The sequence below is a fragment of the Streptomyces sp. NPDC047081 genome (assembly GCF_040643775.1).
Lineage (GTDB): Bacteria > Actinomycetota > Actinomycetes > Streptomycetales > Streptomycetaceae > Streptomyces.
In genome coordinates, this window is sequence record NZ_JBEYUY010000032.1 from 13,090 (window position 1) to 31,434 (window position 18,345).

An 18,345-nucleotide genomic window follows, 5' to 3' on the forward strand; every position below is an offset into this window, starting at 1 on the left:
AGCCCGGTGACGACCTCGGAAGGGGCGGCTCCTGTGACAATCAGGACCATGGAAAGCAGCAGCGCCACGTCGGGCGGCAGCACGCGCCGCGAGGCCACCCGGCAGAAGCTCTACGAGGCCGCCGTCACGCTCATCGCCGAGCAGGGCTTCTCCGCCACCACAGTGGACGAGATCGCCGAGCGGGCCGGGGTGGCCAAGGGCACGGTCTACTACAACTTCGCGAGCAAGTCCGTCCTCTTCGAGGAGCTGCTGCGGCACGGTGTGGGCCTCCTCGCCGCCTCTCTGAGGGAGGCGGCGGAGAAGACGGCACGGGACGGCGGCAGCAAGGTCGACGCCCTGGACGCGATGATCCGCGCGGGTCTCGTCTTCATCGACCGCTACCCGGCCTTCACGCAGCTGTACGTGGCCGAGCTGTGGCGCACCAACAGGGCCTGGCAGTCGACCCTGATGGTGGTCCGCCAGCAGGCCGTCGCGGTCGTCGAGGACGTGCTGCGCGAGGGCGTGGCCAACGGCGAGTTCAGCGACGAGATCGACGTGTCGCTGACGGCCTCCGCGCTGGTCGGCATGGTCCTGGTGGCCGCCCTGGACTGGCAGTCCTTCCAGCCCGAGCGCTCCCTGGACGACGTGCACGCGGCGCTGTCCCGGCTGCTCCAGGGGCGCGTGAGCGGGCGCGGCAACCGCTGACGCCGGTCCGAGCCGAGCGCACACGAAAGCGCCGGTCCGCTGTGGCCGCGTCCCCCGCGGGCCACCTCGAACCGGCGCCTTCTCGTGCTCCCCCGTTTTCTTTTTTCTTTCCCCCGTGTCCCCCCGTTGGGACCCCCGTATCGGTCGTTTCCCCCGGGTTCCCCCGTGCCTCGCTCCCGCCGACAGCCGCCGGCGGAAGGAGCGGATCGTGGGCGGCTCCGTTTCCGGCGCCCCGTGTCGCCGGTTCCGGAGCCGTACCCCTTTCCGTGTCTCCACTCTCTCGTTCGCGCAGGTCGGGCCCCATCCGCGCGCGTACTCATCTCGCTCACTAGGTACGCGTACTCAGCCGTCCGTGCTCACCCCCAGGACGCTCCGTTGCCGACTGGTTACGATCGCCCCCGTGTCGGTACTCCCTCTTGTCTTCACCAGCGGCTGGGCCAGCGGTATCAACGCCTACGCCGTGGTGCTGCTGCTCGGCTTCTTCGGCGCGACCGGCGTGAGCGACGACGTCCCGGAGACGCTGCAGCGCCCTGAGGTGCTCGTCACAGCGGGCGTGCTCTTCCTCTGCGAGGCGGTCGCCGACAAGATCCCGTACGTCGACTCGGTGTGGGACTCGGTGCACACCGTGGTCCGGCCGGTCGCGGGCGCGTGGGTGGGCGCGCTGCTCGCCGGGCACAGCGGCTCGGTCAACGACGTGGTCGCCGGTCTGGTCGGTGGTTCGACGGCGCTGGCCAGCCACACCGTGAAGGCCGGGACGCGGATGGCGGTGAACACCTCGCCGGAACCGTTCAGCAACATCGTGCTGAGCCTCGCGGAGGATCTCGGCGTCGGCGGGATCGTGTCGTTCGCGATGTTCCATCCGGGAGCGGCCGCCGTCATCGCGGCCGTGCTGCTGGTGACCGGTCTTGTGGTGCTGGTCTTCCTGATCTCGCGGATCCGCCGGTTCCTGCGGCGAAGAGCGCAGCGCCGGGAGGAGCGGCGGCTGGCGGACAGATCCTCCGGGGGACCGCCCGTGCGGTGACTGTCAGTGGCGGTCGATAAAGTCGCGGGCATGGGACGGATTGCGGTGATCGGCGCCGGGATGGGCGCGATGGCGGCCGCCGCCCGGCTGGCCGTCGCGGGCCACCGGGTGACGGTGTACGAGCGTGCGGAGACGTACGGCGGTGCGGTGCGCCGCTTCGAGCGGGACGGGTTCGGCTTCGACACCGGGCCCGGGCTGCTGACGCTCCCCGCGGTGTGGCGCGATCTGTTCGTCAAGACCGGCAAGGAGCCGCTGGAGGACTGCGTCGAGCTGGTCCAGGTCGACCCGTCCGCGCGGCACGTGTTCACGGACGGCACGGAGGTCTCGCTGCCGAACGCCTCGCGCGCGGGCGTGGTCACGGCCCTGGACGAGGCGCTGGGCGCGGGGGCCGGGGAGCGCTGGGGCGACTTCCTGGTGCGGGCCCGCGAGGCCTGGGACCGCACCCGTCGGCCGCTCCTGGAGGAGCCGCTGTGGCCGAACTGGCCGGTGCTTGCGGAGCGCGAGCCCTACCCCTCGCTCCCGCACAAGCGGCTGCTGCGCACGCGCCGGGCGACCACGCTCGCCGAGGTCGCCGCCTGGGAGCTGCGGGACGAGCGGCTCGCGGCGCTCCTGGAGAGCCACGCGCTCGCGTACGGCCTCGATCCCAGGACCGCCCCGGCGAGCGCGGCGGTGCTGCCGTACATGGAGCACGCCTTCGGGACCTGGTATGTCCGCGGCGGGATACGGGAGTTGGCGCGGGCGGTGTACGAGCGGTGCGTGCGGCGCAGGGTCGAGTTCGTCTTCGGCGCCGAGGTGACCCGGATCGTGGAGAAGGACGGACGGGCGGTGGGCATAGAGCTGGCCGACGGGTCGGTGGCCGAGGCGGATCATGTCGTGGCGGACGTCGACCCGGCGCGGCTGCGGGCCCTGACGGACCATCCGCTGGACGAGACCGGCGACGTACAGCCGCGCCAGGACGCGCCCACTAGGTTCACCGTGCTGCTGGCCCTGCGCGGCGCGCGCGAGGCCGGTGCCGCGCATCGCACGGTCGTGCACGCGCCGGCCCCCGAGTCCGAGCTGGACTTCCTGGTCTCCCCGGGCGGCGACGAGCCGCCGCGTCCCACGGTGACCGTGCTGCGCCCCGACGACCCCGCGCTCAGACCGGACGGCGAGCACGAGTCGGTGGTGCTGTCCGCGGTGGTGTCGGCCGAGGCCGACTGGGAGTACGAGGGCACGGTCCGGCGCTACACGGATCTGCTGCTCGAAGCCGCCGGGTCCGCGATCCCGGGGCTGTCGGAGCGCCTGTTGTGGCATGAGGTGCGCACACCTCAGCACATCGAGGACGAGACGGGCGCCCGCTTCGGAGCCGTACCGGCGCCCGCGCTCGCCGCCGGCAAGGGCCGCTTCCTGCACCCGGCGAACACCACACACCTGCCCGGCCTCTACCGAGCGGGCGGCTGGGCCCACCCCGGCGGCGGCCTCCCCCACGCCGGCATGTCGGGCGCGCTGGTGGCGGGACTCATCGTGGAGGGACCGGAGTTCAAGGGCTCGCAGTGAGCGACCGGCGCTGAGCAGCGGTCAGAAGCGGTACTGCTGCTCGTCGTACCCGTTGCCCTGCGGCTGCTGCTGGCCGTTGCCCTGGTACGGATACTGCTGTTCCGGCGGGAGTTCGCCGCCGTAGGTCTCGTCGGTGCGCTGCTGCGGGACCCAGACCCCGCCGGCCGGGGTGGTCTCGCCGCCGTACTGGCCGGTGGCGTACTGGTCCTGGCCGTAGCCCTGCTGGTCGTACTGGCCGTAGGTGGCGTCGTAGCCGCCGCCGTAGGTCTGGGTGCCGATGTACGGGTCGGAGTAGGCGGCGTACTGCTGCTGGCCGGTGGCGTCGTAGCCGTACTGCTGCTGGTTGTAGCCGGAGTAGTCGTAGCCGTAGTTCTGGTCGGCGCCCTGGGCGGCCGTGGCGTACTGGTCCTGGCCCGCGTTCGCGTAGGACTGGTCGGCGGCGGCCGCGTACGCGGTGTCGCTGTATATGCCGTAGGAGCCGGTGTCGTCGGGCATGGGCTGCGGCTCGTAGACGGCCGTGGACTCGGCGGCCGTCGGCTGGGCCGCGCGGGACGGGGTGAAGACGTCGTCGCGGTCGTAGTCGTCCTCGGCGCCATAGGACACGTTCTCCTGGCCGAAGGTGTGCTCGTCGCCGTAGCCGCCCTCGGCGGGCTCCAGGTCGGAGACCTCCAGCGTCGGGTCGTGGCGGTCCGCCTTGCCGCGGCGGCGCTTGCTGCTGCCGCCGCCCGCCGGCTCGGCGTCGGCGTCCGGGCGCTTGACCGCCCAGCCGGCGGAGAAGCCGCGGCGGAAGGAGAGCGTGACGTACGTCTGGCCGACCGCGAACGCGGCCGCGCCGAGGCCGATGACGATCACCGACGGAATGAGGACACCGAGTACGACGCCGAGGAAGCCGACGAAGGCGAGCAGCCGCCAGCGCAGGCGCGCCTTGTACTGCAGCAGCACCTCACCCAGCAGCCACAGCGCGACGATGCCAAACGCGATGTAGAGGACCGTCCAGCCCATGTACGCCCCTCTCCCAGTCGCCGCTACGCAGTGTGTCGTATACCCGTGCGGCCGGTCTAGGCCTGCGGGGGGTGGTGCAAGCCCAGGTTCTCGTAGATTTCCAGCGTCGCCGTGGAGTTGTTGAGCGTGATGAAGTGCAGTCCGGGCACTCCCTCGGCCAGCAGCCGCGCGCAGAACTCCGTGGCGAATTCGATGCCAATGGAGCGTACAGCGGTCGGATCGTCTTTCGCTGTGAGGATCCGCTCTTTCAGGGCGGACGGGATCTGCGCGTTGCTGAGCTGCGGAAGCCGTTCCAGCATCCGCACACTGGTGACCGGCATCACCTCGGGGATGACGGGGGTGTCGCACGTAGCGGCGGCGACCCGGTCGCGCAGCCGCAGGTACGACTCCGGCTGGAAGAACATCTGGGTGATGGCGTAGTCGGCGCCGGCCCGGCACTTGTCGACGAAGTGGGCGACGTCCGTGTCCCAGTCGTCGGAGCGCGGGTGCATCTCCGGGAAGGCCGCGACGCCGACGCAGAAGTCGCCCGACTCCTTGATGAGGTGGACGAGTTCGGCGGCGTAGGTCAGGCCCTTGGGATGCGCCACCCAGTCGCCCATGGGGTCGCCGGGCGGGTCGCCGCGCACGGCGAGGATGTTGCGGATCCCGGCGTCGGCGTACTGGCCGATGATGTTGCGCAGCTCGGCGATCGAGTGGTTGACCGCGGTGAGGTGGGCGACCGGCGTGAGCGTGGTGTCCGCGACGATCTGCTGGGTCTCCTTGACCGTGCCCGCGCGGGTGGAGCCACCGGCGCCGTAGGTCACGGAGACGAAGTCGGGCGCGACCGCCTCGACCCTGCGCAGCGCGCTCCACAGGTTGCGCTCGCCCTTGGGCGTCTTGGGCGCCGAGAACTCGAAGGAGTACGTCATCTTGCCCGTGGCGAGCATGTCACGCACGGTGCGTGCGCGATCAGTCCTGGTGGATGCGGTTCCGAGGGCCATACCCGCAGGTTAGTCAGGGGGCGGCGGTCACCCAACCGAACCCGGGAAATTTGCCCGATTTGCCGACTTGTTGTCCACCCATCGGACAGCCGTGCCCGTTATGCGCTGCGCAGCCGCTTCGCGAACTCCGCCGCCGCCGCGCCCGGGTCGTCCGCCTCGGTGATCGCGCGGACGACCACGACCCGGCGGGCGCCGGCCTCCAGCACCTGGTCGAGGTTGCCCAGGTCGATGCCGCCGATGGCGAACCAGGGGCGGTCGGTGCCCAGGCCGGCGGTGTACCGGACCAGGTCGAGGCCGGGGGCGTGGCGGCCGGGCTTGGTGGGGGTGGGCCAGCAGGGGCCGGTGCAGAAGTAGTCCACGCCCTCCTGGGCGGCGGCCGCGGCGGCCTCGCCCTCTGCGTGCGTGGAGCGGCCGATGATCACGTCGTCGCCGAGGATCGCCCGGGCCGCGGGGACCGGGAGGTCGCCCTGGCCGAGGTGGAGTACGTCGGCGCCGGCCGCGTGGGCGACGTCCGCGCGGTCGTTCACCGCGAGGAGCCGGCCGTGCCGGGCACAGGCCTCGGCGAAGACCTGGAGGTGCTCCAGCTCCTCGGCGGCCTCCATACCCTTCTCGCGCAGCTGCACGATGTCGACACCGCCCGCCAGGACGGCGTCCAGGAACTCGGGCAGGTCGCCCTGGGCCCGACGGGCGTCCGTGCACAGGTAGACGCGGGCGTCGGCGAGCTCGGCGCGTGCGGTGTCGGGCATACGAGGGTCCCCCTGGGTGTCGTTCGATGTCGGCGGCGTACGGGCCGCGGGCCGCACTGAAGCACGGCCGTGGCCTGCGCGGACTGGGCTGCGCGGACCCCGGCCCGTACGCCGGACGGTTGTTCGGATGAGCTCGCTCGGATCAGACGGCGAGCGCCTGGGCCCGGCGCTTCACCTCCGTGCCGCGATTCTCGCTGAGGGCCTGTGCCGGGGTGCCCGGCAGGCTCTCGTCCGGGGTGAAGAGCCACTCCAGCATCTCTTCGTCGGTGAAGCCGTCGTCCCGCAGGAGCGTCAGGGTCCCGGACAGGCCCTTGACGACCTTCTGCTCAGCCCCGTCGATGAAGGCGGCGGGGACGTGCAGCGCGCGGTTCTCACCACGGCGTACGGCGATGAGCTGGCCCTCCTTGACCAGCTGCCGCACACGCGTCACCTCGACGTCCAGCATCTCTGCGATGTCGGGGAGGGTGAGCCAGGCGGGGACGAGAGCATCGATCTTTGCGTCAATCTCGGTCACGACAACAAGCCTGCCATCCCGGACTGACAGTCGGAAGCCAGACCCGTCCGACCTGGGGTTCCGGGTCAGGCCGTGGCCGCTTTCAATGGTTTCGCCGGATCCGAAAGCAGCTCCGGGTCCATGACCGTGCCCGCCTCGATCAGCCGCCTCCCCTGCGCCAGGTCCCGCGGCCGGCCCACCGCCAGCAGGGCGATCAGGCGGTTCTCGCGCAGCCAGCACACCGACCAGGCCGGGCCGGCCGGGTCGCCGCGCCACAGGGTCGTGTCGGCGGAGGTGTGGTGGCCGGCGTACTGGACGAAGCGGCCGAACTGCTCGGACCAGAAGTACGGAACCGGGTCGTAGACCGCCGGGGGCTCCCCGGTGGCCTCGCCGATGATGTTCGCGGCGACCGTGCGCGGGCCCTGGAGGGCGTTGTCCCAGTGGTGGACCAGCAGCCGCTCGCCGTAGCGCCCGGACGGGAAGGACGCGCAGTCGCCGACGGCGTAGACGTCCGGTGCCGAGGTGCGCAGGTGGACGTCGGCGACGACCTCGCGCTGCGCGCCGAGCTCGATGCCGGAGCCGGTGAGCCAGGCGGTGGCGGGGCGGGCGCCGATGCCGACGACGACCGCGCCCGCGGGCACGCGCGTGTGGTCGTCGAGGACGACCGCGCCGGGCTCGATGCGCGCCACGCGCGCGTGCGTACGCAGTACGGCGCCCGCGTCGCCGTACCAGCCGGCCATCCGCGTGGCCACCTCGGCGGGCAGCGCGCCCGCGAGCGGCCGGTCGGCGGCCTCGACGACGGTGACCGCGCAGCCCGCCTCGCGCGCGGCGGTGGCGAACTCGGCGCCGATCCAGCCCGCGCCGACGACCACGATGTCGTGCTGCCGCGCGAGCACGGGCCGCAGCCGCTCGGCGTCGTCCAGGGTGCGCAGCAGATGCACGCCGGGCACGCCCTCGGTGCCCGGCAGCATGATCGGTTCGGCGCCGGTGGCGAGCACCAGGACGTCGTACGGCACCGGGCCCGTCTCGGTGTCCAGCTCGTGCTCGCCGGGGCGCACGCCCAGCGCCTCGCGGCCGAGGCTGAGCTCGATGCCGAGGGCCTCGAAGTCGACGTCGAAGGCGGAGCCCTCGGCCTTGCCGAGCAGCACGGCCTTGGACAGCGGCGGCCGGTCGTACGGCTGATGGGGCTCTGCGCCGATCAGGGTGACGGTGCCGGTGAATCCCTGCTCGCGCAGGGCGACGGCGGTCTGGACGCCGGCCATGCCCGCGCCGACCACGACCACCCTCCGCTGCGACTTCGTCGTCTGCTCGCTCACCTGATCACCATAGTCAACTGACAATTTGTCAGTCAGCGGTCGTGCTCACTCAGTGACCTGCTCCACAACGCTCGTGCCGCTGCCGGGCTGCGACTCCCACTCCCAGGTCTCCTCAAGCCGCACGCGCCCGTCCGGCAACTCCACCACCGTGGACACACAGTGGCCGGAAGAGGTCGTCCCGTCCCGCTTGAGCTGCACGTACCGGAAGTCCAGCCGGTCACCCGACCGAGTGCCCACGAGATGTCCGCGCACGACGTCGCCGCCCGCGTACTCGGCCCAGATCTCGCTGTCCTTCTCGTGGTAGGCGAACCGGGTACGGGTACCCACCTGACCTGGGGCCTGGTCGGCGACGGGCGCGAGGACGAGGCCGTCCAGCGAGCGGGGCATGGCGGGAGGCTCCCTTACCGAGGCTTGGCGGGTCGGGCTAGGGTGGCCAACGTACAAGCACTCGCGGGAGCCCGGACGCACCGGGCTGAGAGGGAGGCTGGCGGCCTCCGACCGTACGAACCTGATCCGGGTCATGCCGGCGAAGGGAGGGGCTGGACGCCCATGTCGTCACGTACGTCAGACGTCCTCGTCATCGGGGGCGGAATCATCGGCCTGGTCACGGCCTGGCGTGCCGCGCAGCGCGGGTTCGCCACGGCCGTGGTGGACCCCGAGCCGGGCGGCGGGGCCGCCCAGGTGGCCGCCGGGATGCTGGCCGCCGTAACCGAGCTGCACTACGGCGAGCAGACTCTGCTCGGCCTCAATCTGGCCTCGGCCCGCCGGTATCCGGACTTCGCGGCCGAGCTCTCCGACGTCACCGGCCACGACCTCGGCTACCGCCGCTGCGGCACACTCGCCGTCGCCCTGGACGCGGACGACCGCGCCCATCTGCGCGAACTGCACGCCCTGCAGCAGCAGTCGGGGCTGGAGTCCGAGTGGCTGTCCGGGCGCGACTGCCGGCGCCTGGAGCCGATGCTCGCGCCGGGCGTGCGCGGGGGGCTCAGGGTCGACGGCGACCACCAGATCGACCCGCGACGGCTCGCACGCGCGCTGGTGGCCGCGTGCGAGCACGCGGGCGTGGTCTTCCACCGCACCTGGGCCGAGCGCTTCGACGTCGTACGGGAGCGCGCTTCCGGGATCACCACGACCGACGGCACCGCGCTGGGCGCGGGCCAGGTGGTCCTGGCGGCCGGCAGCCTCAGCGGGCGGCTGCCGGGCGTCCCGGACGACGTACTGCCGCCCGTACGGCCGGTGAAGGGCCAGGTGTTGCGGCTGACCGTGCCGAAGCGGTACGCGCCGTTCCTGAGCCGTACCGTGCGCGCGGTGGTGCGCGGCAGCAGCGTCTACCTGGTGCCGCGCGAGAACGGCGAGCTGGTGGTCGGCGCGACCAGCGAGGAGCTCGGCTGGGACACCACGGTGACCGCGGGCGGCGTCTACGAGCTGCTGCGCGACGCGCACGAGCTGGTCCCCGGCATCACCGAGCTGCCGCTCACGGAGACCCGCGCGGGTCTGCGCCCCGGCTCCCCCGACAACGCCCCGCTGCTCGGCCCGACGCAGCTCCCCGGGCTCCTGCTGGCCACCGGCCACTACCGCAACGGCGTGCTGCTGACGCCCGTGACCGGCGACGCCATGGCGCATGTCCTGGCCACCGGTGAACTCCCGGACGAGGCCCGCCCGTTCACGCCGAAGCGCTTCGCGCGCGTGGAGCAGCCCGCATGAACATCTCCGTCAACGGAGAGCCCCGCCGGTTCGCCCCCGGCACGGCTCTCGACACCGTCGTACGCACGCTCACCCCGGCTCCGTCCGGAGTGGCCGCCGCCCTGAACGAGACCGTCGTCCCGCGCGCGCAGTGGCCGTCGACGCCCCTGTCCGACGGGGACCGCGTCGAGGTCCTCACCGCCGTCCAAGGAGGCTGACCCATGGCCGACGACCCCCTTGTCATCGGCGGTACGTCCTTCACGTCCCGCCTGATCATGGGCACCGGCGGTGCCCCCAGCCTCGACGTCCTGGAGCGGGCCCTGGTGGCCTCCGGCACGGAGCTGACCACGGTCGCGATGCGCCGCGTGGACCCCTCGGTGCACGGCTCCGTCCTGTCCGTGCTGCGGAAGCTCGGCATCCAGGTGCTGCCGAACACCGCCGGCTGCTTCACGGCCGGGGAGGCCGTCCTCACCGCCCGTCTCGCGCGCGAGGCCCTCGGCACCGACCTCATCAAGGTCGAGGTCATCGCCGACGAACGCACCCTGCTGCCCGACCCGATCGAGCTGCTCGATGCGGCCGAGACCCTGGTCGACGACGGCTTCACCGTGCTGCCGTACACCAACGACGACCCGGTCCTCGCCCGCAGGCTGGAGGACGTCGGCTGCGCGGCGATCATGCCGCTGGGCTCGCCGATCGGCTCCGGGCTCGGCATCCGCAACCCGCACAACTTCCAGCTGATCGTCGAGCACGCGCGCGTACCGGTGATCCTGGACGCGGGCGCCGGTACGGCCTCGGACGCGGCGCTCGCCATGGAGCTGGGGTGCGCGGGCGTGATGCTCGCCTCGGCGGTCACGCGGGCGCAGGAGCCGGAGCTGATGGCCGAGGCGATGCGGCACGCGGTGGAGGCGGGGCGGCTGGCCCGGCGGGCGGGACGCATTCCGCGCCGGCACTTCGCGGAGGCGTCCTCGCCGACGGAGGGGCTGGCACGGCTGGACCCGGAGCGGCCGGCTTTCTGAACCGGCACGGCCGGCTCCGGAACGGCCGGCCTTCCGGAGCGGCACGGCCGACTCCGGAACGATCGGCTCTCCTGAACGTACGTTCGAGCAGATCCGGACGGCGGTGCGATGTCCGTCACAGCTCGGCTGCAGTACCGCCCCGATCTCCCCCGAACCCAGGGCCCTGTCAGTCACGGCTCGTACACTCACCTGCGTGGATACGACCCTTCAGGACCCTCTGGTCGGGCAGGTGCTCGACGGCCGCTATCGCGTGGACGCGCGGATCGCGGTCGGCGGGATGGCCACGGTCTACCGGGCCCTGGACACCCGCCTCGACCGTGTGCTCGCACTGAAGGTGATGCACCCGGCACTCGCCTCCGACGGCACCTTCGTCGAGCGGTTCATCCGGGAGGCGAAGTCGGTCGCCCGCCTCGCGCACCCGAACGTGGTGCAGGTCTTCGACCAGGGCACCGACGGGTCGTACGTCTACCTCGCCATGGAGTACGTCGCCGGCTGCACCCTGCGTGACGTGCTGCGCGAGCGCGGGGCACTGCAGCCGCGCGCCGCCCTGGACATCCTGGAGCCGGTCCTCGCCGCGCTCGGCGCCGCGCACCGGGCCGGGTTCGTGCACCGGGACATGAAGCCGGAGAACGTACTGATAGGGGACGACGGCCGGGTCAAGGTCGCCGACTTCGGGCTGGTCCGGTCCGTGGACACGGTGACCAACACGACCGGGACCGTCCTCGGCACCGTCTCGTACCTCGCGCCGGAGCAGATCGACAACGGCACGGCCGACCCGAGGGTCGACGTGTACGCGTGCGGTGTCGTCCTGTACGAGATGCTCACCGGCGACCGCCCGCACGAGGGCGACTCCCCCGCCATCGTCCTCTACAAGCACCTCCACGAGGACGTCCCACCCCCGTCGGCCGTCGTGCCCGGACTGCCGTACGAACTGGACGAGCTGGTCGCCTCGGCCACCGCCCGCACCCCCGACCTGCGCCCGTACGACGCGGTGGCGCTGCTCGCGCAGGCCCGTGACGTGCGCGCGGCGCTCAGCGCGGACCAGCTGGACGCGGTGCCGCCGCAGGCGGTCACCGAGGAGCACCGGAACATCTCCGAGGACCGTACGAGCGTCATCCCGCGCTCGCTCACGGTGCCGCGCCCGCTGCCGGTCAACGAGGACGAGCCCGCGCTGCACCGCACCAGCCGGCTGGAGTCCCCGCCGCCGCTGCCGCCCCGCGCGCGTGGCGGGCGATCGCGGCGCGGGCCGCTCGCGATCGTCGTCGCCGTCCTGCTGATCCTCGGCGTCGGCACGGGCGTGTGGTACATCAACTCCGGCCAGTTCACCAAGGTCCCGCTGGTGCTGGCGAAGACGCAGGCGCAGGCGAGCAAGCAGCTGAGCGACGCCGGGCTGGACCTGGGCACGGTCAAGCACGCCTACAGCGACACGGTGAAGCGGGGCACGGTCATCAGCTCGGACCCCGAGCCCGGCAGCCGTATCCGCGACAACTCCCGCGTGACACTGACCATCTCCGACGGCCCGGAGACCGTGCAGGTGCCCGCGCTGCAGGGCTACCGGCTGGACAAGGCGCGCGCCCTGCTGAAGAAGGACGGGCTCGAACCGGGCATGGTCACCCGGGAGTTCAGCGACGACGTCCCCAAGGGCTTCGTGATCTCCTCGGACCCTGAGGAGGGCACCAAGCGGCACGCGGGCTCGGCGATCGCGCTGACCGTCAGCAAGGGCAGCGCCGTCGACGTCCCGGACGTCACCGGCGAGGACCTCGCGGACGCCAAAGCCGACCTGGAGGACGCGGGCCTGACCGTGAAGGTCGCCGCCCAGCAGGTCAACTCCGAGTACGACAAGGGGCAGGTCGCCGCGCAGACCCCGGCGGGCGACGGCCAGGCCGCCGAGGGCGACACGGTGACGCTGACCCTGTCCAAGGGCCCCGAGATGGTCGAGGTCCCGGACGTCACGGGCGACAGCGTGGACGACGCGCACACCGCCCTGGAGAAGGCCGGCTTCCAGGTCGACGAGGACCGGGGTCTGCTGGGCCTGTTCGGCGACACCGTCAAGGGCCAGTCCGTGGAGGGCGGGCAGACGGCGCCGAAGGGGTCGACGATCACGATCAAGATCCGGTGACTCTCGCGGGCCGTCCGCCTCAAGATCCGGTGACCGAACGGCTCGTACCGCATGACACCCTGAGCGGGTGAAGAAGCAGCAGTCCCGCAACCCCGTCGGCGGTCATGTCCCCGTGGCCGGTGGTCTGAACTCCGTCGGGCTCAGCTACGCCCGTGATCTGAAGGCCGAGACCGTGCAGGTCTTCGTCGCCAATCCGCGCGGCTGGGCCACGCCCGTCGGGAACCCGCGCCAGGACGAGGAGTTCCGCGCGGCGTGCGCGGACGGGGCGATCCCGGCGTACGTGCACGCGCCGTATCTGATCAACTTCGGCTCGCACACCGAGGCCACCGTCGAGAAGTCGGTGGAGTCGTTGCGGCACTCGCTGCGGCGCGGGCGGGAGATCGGGGCGCTCGGCGTGGTGGTGCACACCGGCAGCGCGACGGGCGGGCGGGAGCGGTCGGTGGCGCTGAAGCAGGTACGGCAGTACATGCTGCCGCTGCTCGACGAGCTGACGCACGACGACGATCCGTTCCTGCTGCTGGAGTCGACGGCCGGGCAGGGTGCCTCACTCTGCTCGCGGACCTGGGACTTCGGGCCGTACTTCGAGGCGCTCGACGCCCATCCGAAGCTGGGCGTCTGCCTGGACACCTGCCACATCTTCGCCGCCGGGCACGACCTGACCGGCCCCAGCGGTATGCACCAGACTCTCGACCTGCTGGTGGACACCGTCGGCGAGGGCCGGCTGAAGCTGATCCACGCCAACGACTCCAAGGACGTCGTCGGCGCGCACAAGGACCGGCACGAGAACATCGGCGCGGGCCACATCGGCGAGGACCCGTTCCGCGCGCTGATGACCCACCCCGCGACCGAGGGCGTACCGCTGATCATCGAGACGCCCGGCGGCAAGGAGGGGCATGCGGCGGACGTGGAGCGGCTGAAGAAACTCCGCGATTGCTAGGGCGTTCAGGAATACCCCCTGGGGGTATACGGTTCCCGCCAGGTGCAGGAACCGCTATTCCGAGGTTGGGGGCACCATGCAGCACGAGGCACACACGCAGCACCACGAGACTCACGAGACCCACGCGCACCACCACCAGGCCGCCGCCACCTGGGCCATGGCCGCCCAGGCCACCCTGCACTGCCTCACCGGATGCGCCATCGGCGAGGTGCTGGGCATGGTGATCGGCACCGCGTTCGACTGGGGGAACCTCTCGACCACGGTCCTCGCGATCGTGCTCGCGTTCTTCTTCGGCTACTCGCTCACCCTGCGCGGAGTCCTGAAGGCGGGCGTCGGCTTCCGCGCCGCGTTCCGGGTGGCGCTGGCCGCGGACACCCTGTCCATCGCCGTGATGGAGCTGATCGACAACGGCGTGATCGTGCTGTGGCCGGACGCGATGGACGCGACTCTGAGCGATCTGCTGTTCTGGGGCTCGCTCGCGATCTCGCTGGTGATCGCCTTCCTGGTCACCACGCCGGTCAACAAGTGGATGATCGGGCGGGGCAAGGGGCACGCGGTGGTGCACCAGTACCACTGACGTACGGGAAGGACGCCGGGAGTCAGAGCTCGGGGCCGTCCCCGGGCTCCTCCTGGTAGGAGTAGCGCTGTTCCTTCCAGGGGTCGCCGACGTTGTGGTAGCCGCGCTCCTCCCAGAAGCCGCGGCGGTCGGCGGTCATGTACTCCACGCCCCGGACCCACTTGGGGCCCTTCCAGGCGTACAGGTGCGGGACGACCAGGCGGAGCGGGAAGCCGTGTTCCGCGGTCAGCAGCTCGCCGTCCTTGTGGGTGGCGAAGATGGTCCGTTCGGACGCGAAGTCCGACAGCCGGAGATTCGAACTGAATCCGTATTCGGCCCACACCATCACGTGGGTGACGGCGGGGGCCGGCGGCGCGATCTCCAGGATCGTACGTGCCGGGATGCCGCCCCATTCGGCGCCGAGCATGCTGAACTTCGTGACGCAGTGCAGGTCGGCGACGACGCCGGCGTACGGCAGGGCCGTGAACTCCTCGTGGTTCCAGCAGTGCTTCTCGCCGTCCGCGGTGGCGCCGAAGACCCTGAACTCCCAGCGCTCGGGGCGGAACTTGGGGACCGGCCCGTAGTGGGTGACCGGCCAGCCGCGTTGCAGGCGCTGTCCCGGCGGAAGCTCGGGCTGACCTGCTCCTCCTGAATCGCGCTCTCCCGACTCGCGCTCCACCGGCTGACCCATGTCTCCATCCTGACAGACCGGGAAGGGTGCATCTGACCTGCCCCACCCAAACCGGGGCAACCGCGACTAAGCATGCACTTACTTACTAAGTGAAGACTTACTGGACGATCTTCGTCGCCAGTGCAATCATGCGGCGCAACCTGCCAGTTCCCTTGCGTTGGAAGGAGCCTCTGCGATGCAGGGCGACCCCGAGGTCATCGAATTCCTCAACGAGCAGCTCACCGGCGAGCTGACCGCGATCAACCAGTACTTCCTGCACGCGAAGATGCAGGAGAACTTCGGCTGGACGAAGCTCGCGAAGTACACCCGCCACGAGTCGTTCGACGAGATGAAGCACGCCGAGGTGCTCACCGACCGGATCCTCTTCCTGGAGGGGCTGCCGAACTACCAGCGCCTCTTCCACGTGCGCGTGGGGCAGACGGTCAAGGAGATGTTCGAGGCCGACCGGCAGATCGAGGTCGAGGCGATCGACCGGCTCAAGCGGGGCATCAAGGTGATGCGCGAGAAGGGCGACATCACGTCCGCGAACATCTTCGAGTCGATCCTCGAGGACGAGGAGCACCACATCGACTACCTCGACACCCAGCTGGAACTGGTGGAGAAGCTCGGCGAGGCACTCTACATCGCACAGCTGATCGAGCAGCCGGAGAGCTAGGCGGCCTCGTCCAGTTGGGCCAGGGCCGAGGCGCCCTGGTCGACGAGTTCGCGGCGGGGGCAGGCGCCGCGGCCCAGGATCGCCTGGATGCGGCGGACGCAGGAACCGCAGTCCGTGCCCGCCTTGCAGGCCGAGGCTATCTGGCGAGGGGTGCAGGCACCGTCCTCCGCGTGCTTCTTGACCTGCTGCTCGGTGATGCCGAAGCAACTGCAGACGTACACGCGGTTCACCTCCCGGCGGGATCGTGGTGCCATCCCCGTTGATCGGTGAGGCTAACCTAACCTTACCCGCCGTACAGCGGCCGCAAAAGTGGAGTGGGGCGCGGATCGTATGTGATCCGCGCCCCACGTCATGCCCCTGTAACAGGCGAAACCACTACTGGTCCCTGTACATCTCCGCGACGAGGAACGCCAGGTCGAGCGACTGGCTGCGGTTCAGCCGCGGGTCGCAGGCCGTCTCGTAGCGCTGGTGCAGGTCGTCGACGAAGATCTCGTCGCCGCCGCCCACGCACTCGGTGACGTCGTCACCGGTGAGCTCCACGTGGATGCCGCCCGGGTGGGTGCCGAGGCCCTTGTGGACCTCGAAGAAGCCCTTGACCTCGTCGAGCACGTCGTCGAAACGGCGGGTCTTGTGACCCGAAGCCGCCTCGAAGGTGTTGCCGTGCATCGGGTCGGTCACCCAGGCCACGGTCGCACCGGACGCGGTGACCTTCTCGACCAGCTCGGGGAGCTTGTCGCGGACCTTGTCGGCGCCCATGCGGACGATGAAGGTCAGCCGGCCGGGCTCACGGTCGGGGTCGAGGCGCTCGATGTACTGCAGCGCGTCCTCGGCCGTGGTCGTCGGGCCGAGCTTGATCCCGATCGGGTTGCGGATCTGCGAGGCGAACTCGATGTGCGCGCCGTCCAGCTGCCGGGTGCGCTCACCGATCCACACCATGTGCCCGGAGACGTCGTACAGCTGGCCGGTGCGCGAGTCGACCCTGGTCAGCGCGGACTCGTAGTCGAGCAGCAGCGCCTCGTGCGAGGAGTAGAACTCGACGGTCTTGAACTCCTCCGGGTCGGTCCCGCAGGCCCGCATGAAGTTCAGCGCGTTGTCGATCTCCCGCGCGAGCTGCTCGTAGCGCTGGCCGGACGGGGACGACTTCACGAAGTCCTGGTTCCAGGCGTGCACCTGGCGCAGGTCGGCGTAACCGCCGGTGGTGAAGGCGCGCACCAGGTTGAGCGTGGAGGCGGACGCGTTGTACATCCGCTTCAGGCGCTCGGGGTCCGGGACGCGGGCGGCCTCGGTGAAGTCGAAGCCGTTGACGGAGTCGCCGCGGTAGGTCGGCAGCGTCACACCATCGCGGGTCTCGGTCGGCTTGGAGCGCGGCTTGGAGTACTGGCCGGCGATACGGCCGACCTTCACGACCGGCACCGAGGCGGCGTACGTCAGCACGGCGCCCATCTGCAGCAGGGTCTTCAGCTTGTTGCGGATGTGGTCGGCGGACACCGCGTCGAAGGCCTCGGCGCAGTCGCCGCCCTGGAGGAGGAACGCCTCTCCCTTGGCGACGGCCGCCATCCGGGCGCGCAGCTGGTCGCACTCGCCCGCGAAGACGAGCGGCGGATACGACTCGAGGTCCGCAACGACTGCGCGCAGAGCCTCAAGGTCGGGGTACTCGGGCTGCTGCGCCGCGGGCAGATCTCGCCAGGTGTTGCCAGCGCTGGCGCTGGTCTTAGCGTTCACGGTCACCCCCCAAACATTACGGGGTCGTGTCGACTGGTTTGTGCCGCGCTCGACAGATGAGACGCACGTCCCGGTCAGCCCGCCACCGGATAGTCCGCCGCCGCGGCGTCCCCGGCCACCTCCGCGAGGGTGGACGAGCCGTTGAGGACGGTGACGATCTCCTCGGTCAGGGGGCGCAGTTCGTAGACATGCCGCAGGGCGGCCGGATCCAGCGGCTCCCCGTAGTAGTCCTCGGCGAACTCCCGGAAGGCCTCCGCGGCCAGCGGCCCGGGAGCGACGAGCAGGCGGAAGAGCCCGCTCGCGCCGTCCGGGTCCGGATCGTCGGGGTACTCGACCTCGCCCGTCCGCCACCCCTCGTCGGCCGGTTCGCGCCACAGACACGCGGTGACCACCGGCATCCCGTGCCGGTCGCAGAAGGCCGGTTCGGTGACCCAGACCCGCAGCGGCTTGGGCACGGTGTCGACCACGCCCGGCCAGGGGCCGCCGGCCTTGTAGGGGCTCATCGGGGACTCGTGGGCGAACCCCCTGATGTACGTCCCCTCCGAGGTGAAGACGATGGCGTACTCGTCGCCGGAGCCGTCGCGCATCGAGGCCAGCTCCACGCCGGGTGCCCATCGGTGGTCGTAGGAGTGGTGGCGGTCGCCCCACTCGGGGCTGAGGATCGCCTCCAGCACCGCCATCGCCCGGCACCGGTCCCGCAGCGCGGCCGGGGAGGGCAGCAGACGGGCCACCTCGTGTGCCGTCACTCGGGACCGACCCCCAGATCGAAGTGCCAGCGGCCGGAGGCGGCCCCCTGGTCGAGCAGGGCGAGCACCGGCCCGGCCGGGGCGGACGCCGGGACGTCCACCGCGACCAGACCGAAGGGGGTGGCGTGGGCCCGGCAGCCGAGCTCCTGGAAGAGGCTCGCCACGTCGTCGAGCGCGGCCGGGTCCTTGGGCACCACCCGGCTGGTCCAGTGGCCGGCCTGCTCGACGACCTCGGTGACCCACAGCCGGTCGTCCCCGCGTACCCGGGCGACCTTCACGACGTCGCCGACGGCGAGTCCGTAGACGAAGACCGGGACGCCCTCGATCCGGAACCGGCCCCCGCCCATCTCCGTGGCGTCGATCTCCTCCTTGTCGAAGGGCGGGTAGCCGTCCTCGTCCCGTTCCAGGGACACGTACACATGGGTCACCGGGCTCGGTCCAT

21 protein-coding genes and 1 riboswitch are annotated in these 18,345 nt (G+C 71.2%); of the genes, 10 read left to right on the forward strand and 11 right to left on the reverse strand.

Features of this window, described 5'->3' with window-relative positions; translation table 11 throughout:
• The first annotated feature begins 48 nt into the window (after window positions 1-48).
• From ABZ848_RS40665 to ABZ848_RS40675, 3 genes are all read left to right on the forward strand, one after another.
• Window positions 49-684, forward strand: a complete 636-nt coding sequence (locus ABZ848_RS40665; protein ID WP_360840230.1) for a TetR/AcrR family transcriptional regulator — start codon at window positions 49-51, stop codon at window positions 682-684.
• A gap of 400 nt (window positions 685-1,084) precedes the next feature.
• A complete protein-coding gene (locus tag ABZ848_RS40670; RefSeq protein ID WP_360840231.1) occupies window positions 1,085-1,705 on the forward strand; it encodes a DUF4126 domain-containing protein in 621 nt (206 codons plus the stop codon).
• 30 nt (window positions 1,706-1,735) lie between these two features.
• A complete protein-coding gene (locus tag ABZ848_RS40675) occupies window positions 1,736-3,241 on the forward strand; it encodes an NAD(P)/FAD-dependent oxidoreductase (protein WP_360840232.1) in 1,506 nt (501 codons plus the stop codon).
• 21 nt (window positions 3,242-3,262) lie between these two features.
• Here the strand turns inward: ABZ848_RS40675 and ABZ848_RS40680 are convergent, their stop codons facing one another.
• From ABZ848_RS40680 to ABZ848_RS40705, 6 genes are all read right to left on the reverse strand, one after another.
• Complete coding sequence (locus tag ABZ848_RS40680) at window positions 3,263-4,243, reverse strand: hypothetical protein (RefSeq protein WP_360840233.1); 981 nt, start codon at window positions 4,241-4,243, stop codon at window positions 3,263-3,265.
• 56 nt (window positions 4,244-4,299) lie between these two features.
• Window positions 4,300-5,223 carry a methylenetetrahydrofolate reductase [NAD(P)H] gene (gene metF / locus ABZ848_RS40685; RefSeq protein ID WP_360840235.1) on the reverse strand — a complete coding sequence of 308 codons (924 nt, stop codon included), beginning with the start codon at window positions 5,221-5,223 and terminating at the stop codon, window positions 4,300-4,302.
• Between the two features lie 98 nt (window positions 5,224-5,321).
• Window positions 5,322-5,969 carry a thiamine phosphate synthase gene (thiE, locus tag ABZ848_RS40690; protein ID WP_360840236.1) on the reverse strand — a complete coding sequence of 216 codons (648 nt, stop codon included), beginning with the start codon at window positions 5,967-5,969 and terminating at the stop codon, window positions 5,322-5,324.
• A 142-nt stretch (window positions 5,970-6,111) separates the two neighbouring features.
• Window positions 6,112-6,483, reverse strand: a complete 372-nt coding sequence (locus ABZ848_RS40695; RefSeq protein ID WP_123760175.1) for an Rv2175c family DNA-binding protein — start codon at window positions 6,481-6,483, stop codon at window positions 6,112-6,114.
• Between the two features lie 65 nt (window positions 6,484-6,548).
• Entirely contained in the window at window positions 6,549-7,778 is a 1,230-nt protein-coding gene (locus ABZ848_RS40700) for an FAD-dependent oxidoreductase (RefSeq protein WP_360840238.1), read from the reverse strand.
• 45 nt (window positions 7,779-7,823) lie between these two features.
• Window positions 7,824-8,165 (reverse strand): hypothetical protein, encoded by a 342-nt coding sequence (locus ABZ848_RS40705; RefSeq protein WP_360840240.1) that lies wholly within the window; start codon window positions 8,163-8,165, stop codon window positions 7,824-7,826.
• 53 nt (window positions 8,166-8,218) lie between these two features.
• Window positions 8,219-8,330, forward strand: a riboswitch (TPP riboswitch).
• Here ABZ848_RS40705 and thiO point away from each other — a divergent pair.
• From thiO to ABZ848_RS40735, 6 genes are all read left to right on the forward strand, one after another.
• Window positions 8,328-9,482 (forward strand): glycine oxidase ThiO, encoded by a 1,155-nt coding sequence (thiO, locus tag ABZ848_RS40710; RefSeq protein ID WP_360840242.1) that lies wholly within the window; start codon window positions 8,328-8,330, stop codon window positions 9,480-9,482. It overlaps the preceding riboswitch by 3 nt.
• Window positions 9,479-9,679 (forward strand): sulfur carrier protein ThiS, encoded by a 201-nt coding sequence (gene thiS / locus ABZ848_RS40715; protein WP_360840243.1) that lies wholly within the window; start codon window positions 9,479-9,481, stop codon window positions 9,677-9,679. The genes thiO and thiS overlap by 4 nt, the downstream gene beginning before the upstream one ends.
• 3 nt (window positions 9,680-9,682) lie before the next feature.
• Window positions 9,683-10,477, forward strand: a complete 795-nt coding sequence (locus ABZ848_RS40720) for a thiazole synthase (protein ID WP_360840245.1) — start codon at window positions 9,683-9,685, stop codon at window positions 10,475-10,477.
• Between the two features lie 193 nt (window positions 10,478-10,670).
• Window positions 10,671-12,596 (forward strand): Stk1 family PASTA domain-containing Ser/Thr kinase, encoded by a 1,926-nt coding sequence (gene pknB / locus ABZ848_RS40725; protein WP_360840246.1) that lies wholly within the window; start codon window positions 10,671-10,673, stop codon window positions 12,594-12,596.
• Between the two features lie 67 nt (window positions 12,597-12,663).
• A complete protein-coding gene (locus ABZ848_RS40730; RefSeq protein WP_360840248.1) occupies window positions 12,664-13,533 on the forward strand; it encodes a deoxyribonuclease IV in 870 nt (289 codons plus the stop codon).
• 76 nt (window positions 13,534-13,609) lie between these two features.
• Complete coding sequence (locus ABZ848_RS40735; protein WP_360840250.1) at window positions 13,610-14,110, forward strand: DUF4396 domain-containing protein; 501 nt, start codon at window positions 13,610-13,612, stop codon at window positions 14,108-14,110.
• A gap of 22 nt (window positions 14,111-14,132) precedes the next feature.
• Here ABZ848_RS40735 and ABZ848_RS40740 read toward each other — a convergent pair whose 3' ends face one another.
• Window positions 14,133-14,780 (reverse strand): sulfite oxidase-like oxidoreductase, encoded by a 648-nt coding sequence (locus ABZ848_RS40740; protein ID WP_360840252.1) that lies wholly within the window; start codon window positions 14,778-14,780, stop codon window positions 14,133-14,135.
• Between the two features lie 175 nt (window positions 14,781-14,955).
• Here ABZ848_RS40740 and bfr point away from each other — a divergent pair, with 175 nt between their 5' ends.
• Complete coding sequence (gene bfr / locus ABZ848_RS40745; RefSeq protein WP_360840254.1) at window positions 14,956-15,435, forward strand: bacterioferritin; 480 nt, start codon at window positions 14,956-14,958, stop codon at window positions 15,433-15,435.
• Here the strand turns inward: bfr and ABZ848_RS40750 are convergent.
• The 4 genes from ABZ848_RS40750 to ABZ848_RS40765 form a co-directional block, all read right to left on the reverse strand.
• Window positions 15,432-15,665 carry a (2Fe-2S)-binding protein gene (locus tag ABZ848_RS40750; RefSeq protein ID WP_360840354.1) on the reverse strand — a complete coding sequence of 78 codons (234 nt, stop codon included), beginning with the start codon at window positions 15,663-15,665 and terminating at the stop codon, window positions 15,432-15,434. The genes bfr and ABZ848_RS40750 overlap by 4 nt on opposite strands.
• Before the next feature lie 145 nt (window positions 15,666-15,810).
• Window positions 15,811-17,163: a class II 3-deoxy-7-phosphoheptulonate synthase gene (locus ABZ848_RS40755; protein WP_360840256.1), complete on the reverse strand. Its 1,353-nt coding sequence runs from the start codon at window positions 17,161-17,163 to the stop codon at window positions 15,811-15,813.
• Window positions 17,164-17,231: 68 nt separating this feature from the next.
• The gene (locus ABZ848_RS40760; protein WP_360840257.1) at window positions 17,232-17,903 is read right to left on the reverse strand and encodes a hypothetical protein; all 672 of its coding nucleotides are present in this window, start codon (window positions 17,901-17,903) and stop codon (window positions 17,232-17,234) included.
• Window positions 17,900-18,331, reverse strand: a complete 432-nt coding sequence (locus ABZ848_RS40765; protein ID WP_360840259.1) for a DUF4265 domain-containing protein — start codon at window positions 18,329-18,331, stop codon at window positions 17,900-17,902. The genes ABZ848_RS40760 and ABZ848_RS40765 overlap by 4 nt, the downstream gene beginning before the upstream one ends.
• Window positions 18,332-18,345: the final 14 nt, after the last annotated feature.

Coding starts and splice junctions, on each gene's coding strand:
- metF (WP_360840235.1), bottom strand. CDS start 5,223: ATGGCCCTCGGAACCGCATCCACCAGGACTGATCGCGCACGCACCGTG.
- ABZ848_RS40720 (WP_360840245.1), top strand. CDS start 9,683: ATGGCCGACGACCCCCTTGTCATCGGCGGTACGTCCTTCACGTCCCGC.
- ABZ848_RS40665 (WP_360840230.1), top strand. CDS start 49: ATGGAAAGCAGCAGCGCCACGTCGGGCGGCAGCACGCGCCGCGAGGCC.
- thiE (WP_360840236.1), bottom strand. CDS start 5,969: ATGCCCGACACCGCACGCGCCGAGCTCGCCGACGCCCGCGTCTACCTG.
- bfr (WP_360840254.1), top strand. CDS start 14,956: ATGCAGGGCGACCCCGAGGTCATCGAATTCCTCAACGAGCAGCTCACC.
- ABZ848_RS40740 (WP_360840252.1), bottom strand. CDS start 14,780: ATGGGTCAGCCGGTGGAGCGCGAGTCGGGAGAGCGCGATTCAGGAGGA.
- ABZ848_RS40705 (WP_360840240.1), bottom strand. CDS start 8,165: ATGCCCCGCTCGCTGGACGGCCTCGTCCTCGCGCCCGTCGCCGACCAG.
- ABZ848_RS40735 (WP_360840250.1), top strand. CDS start 13,610: ATGCAGCACGAGGCACACACGCAGCACCACGAGACTCACGAGACCCAC.
- ABZ848_RS40680 (WP_360840233.1), bottom strand. CDS start 4,243: ATGGGCTGGACGGTCCTCTACATCGCGTTTGGCATCGTCGCGCTGTGG.
- ABZ848_RS40675 (WP_360840232.1), top strand. CDS start 1,736: ATGGGACGGATTGCGGTGATCGGCGCCGGGATGGGCGCGATGGCGGCC.
- thiO (WP_360840242.1), top strand. CDS start 8,328: ATGTCGTCACGTACGTCAGACGTCCTCGTCATCGGGGGCGGAATCATC.
- thiS (WP_360840243.1), top strand. CDS start 9,479: ATGAACATCTCCGTCAACGGAGAGCCCCGCCGGTTCGCCCCCGGCACG.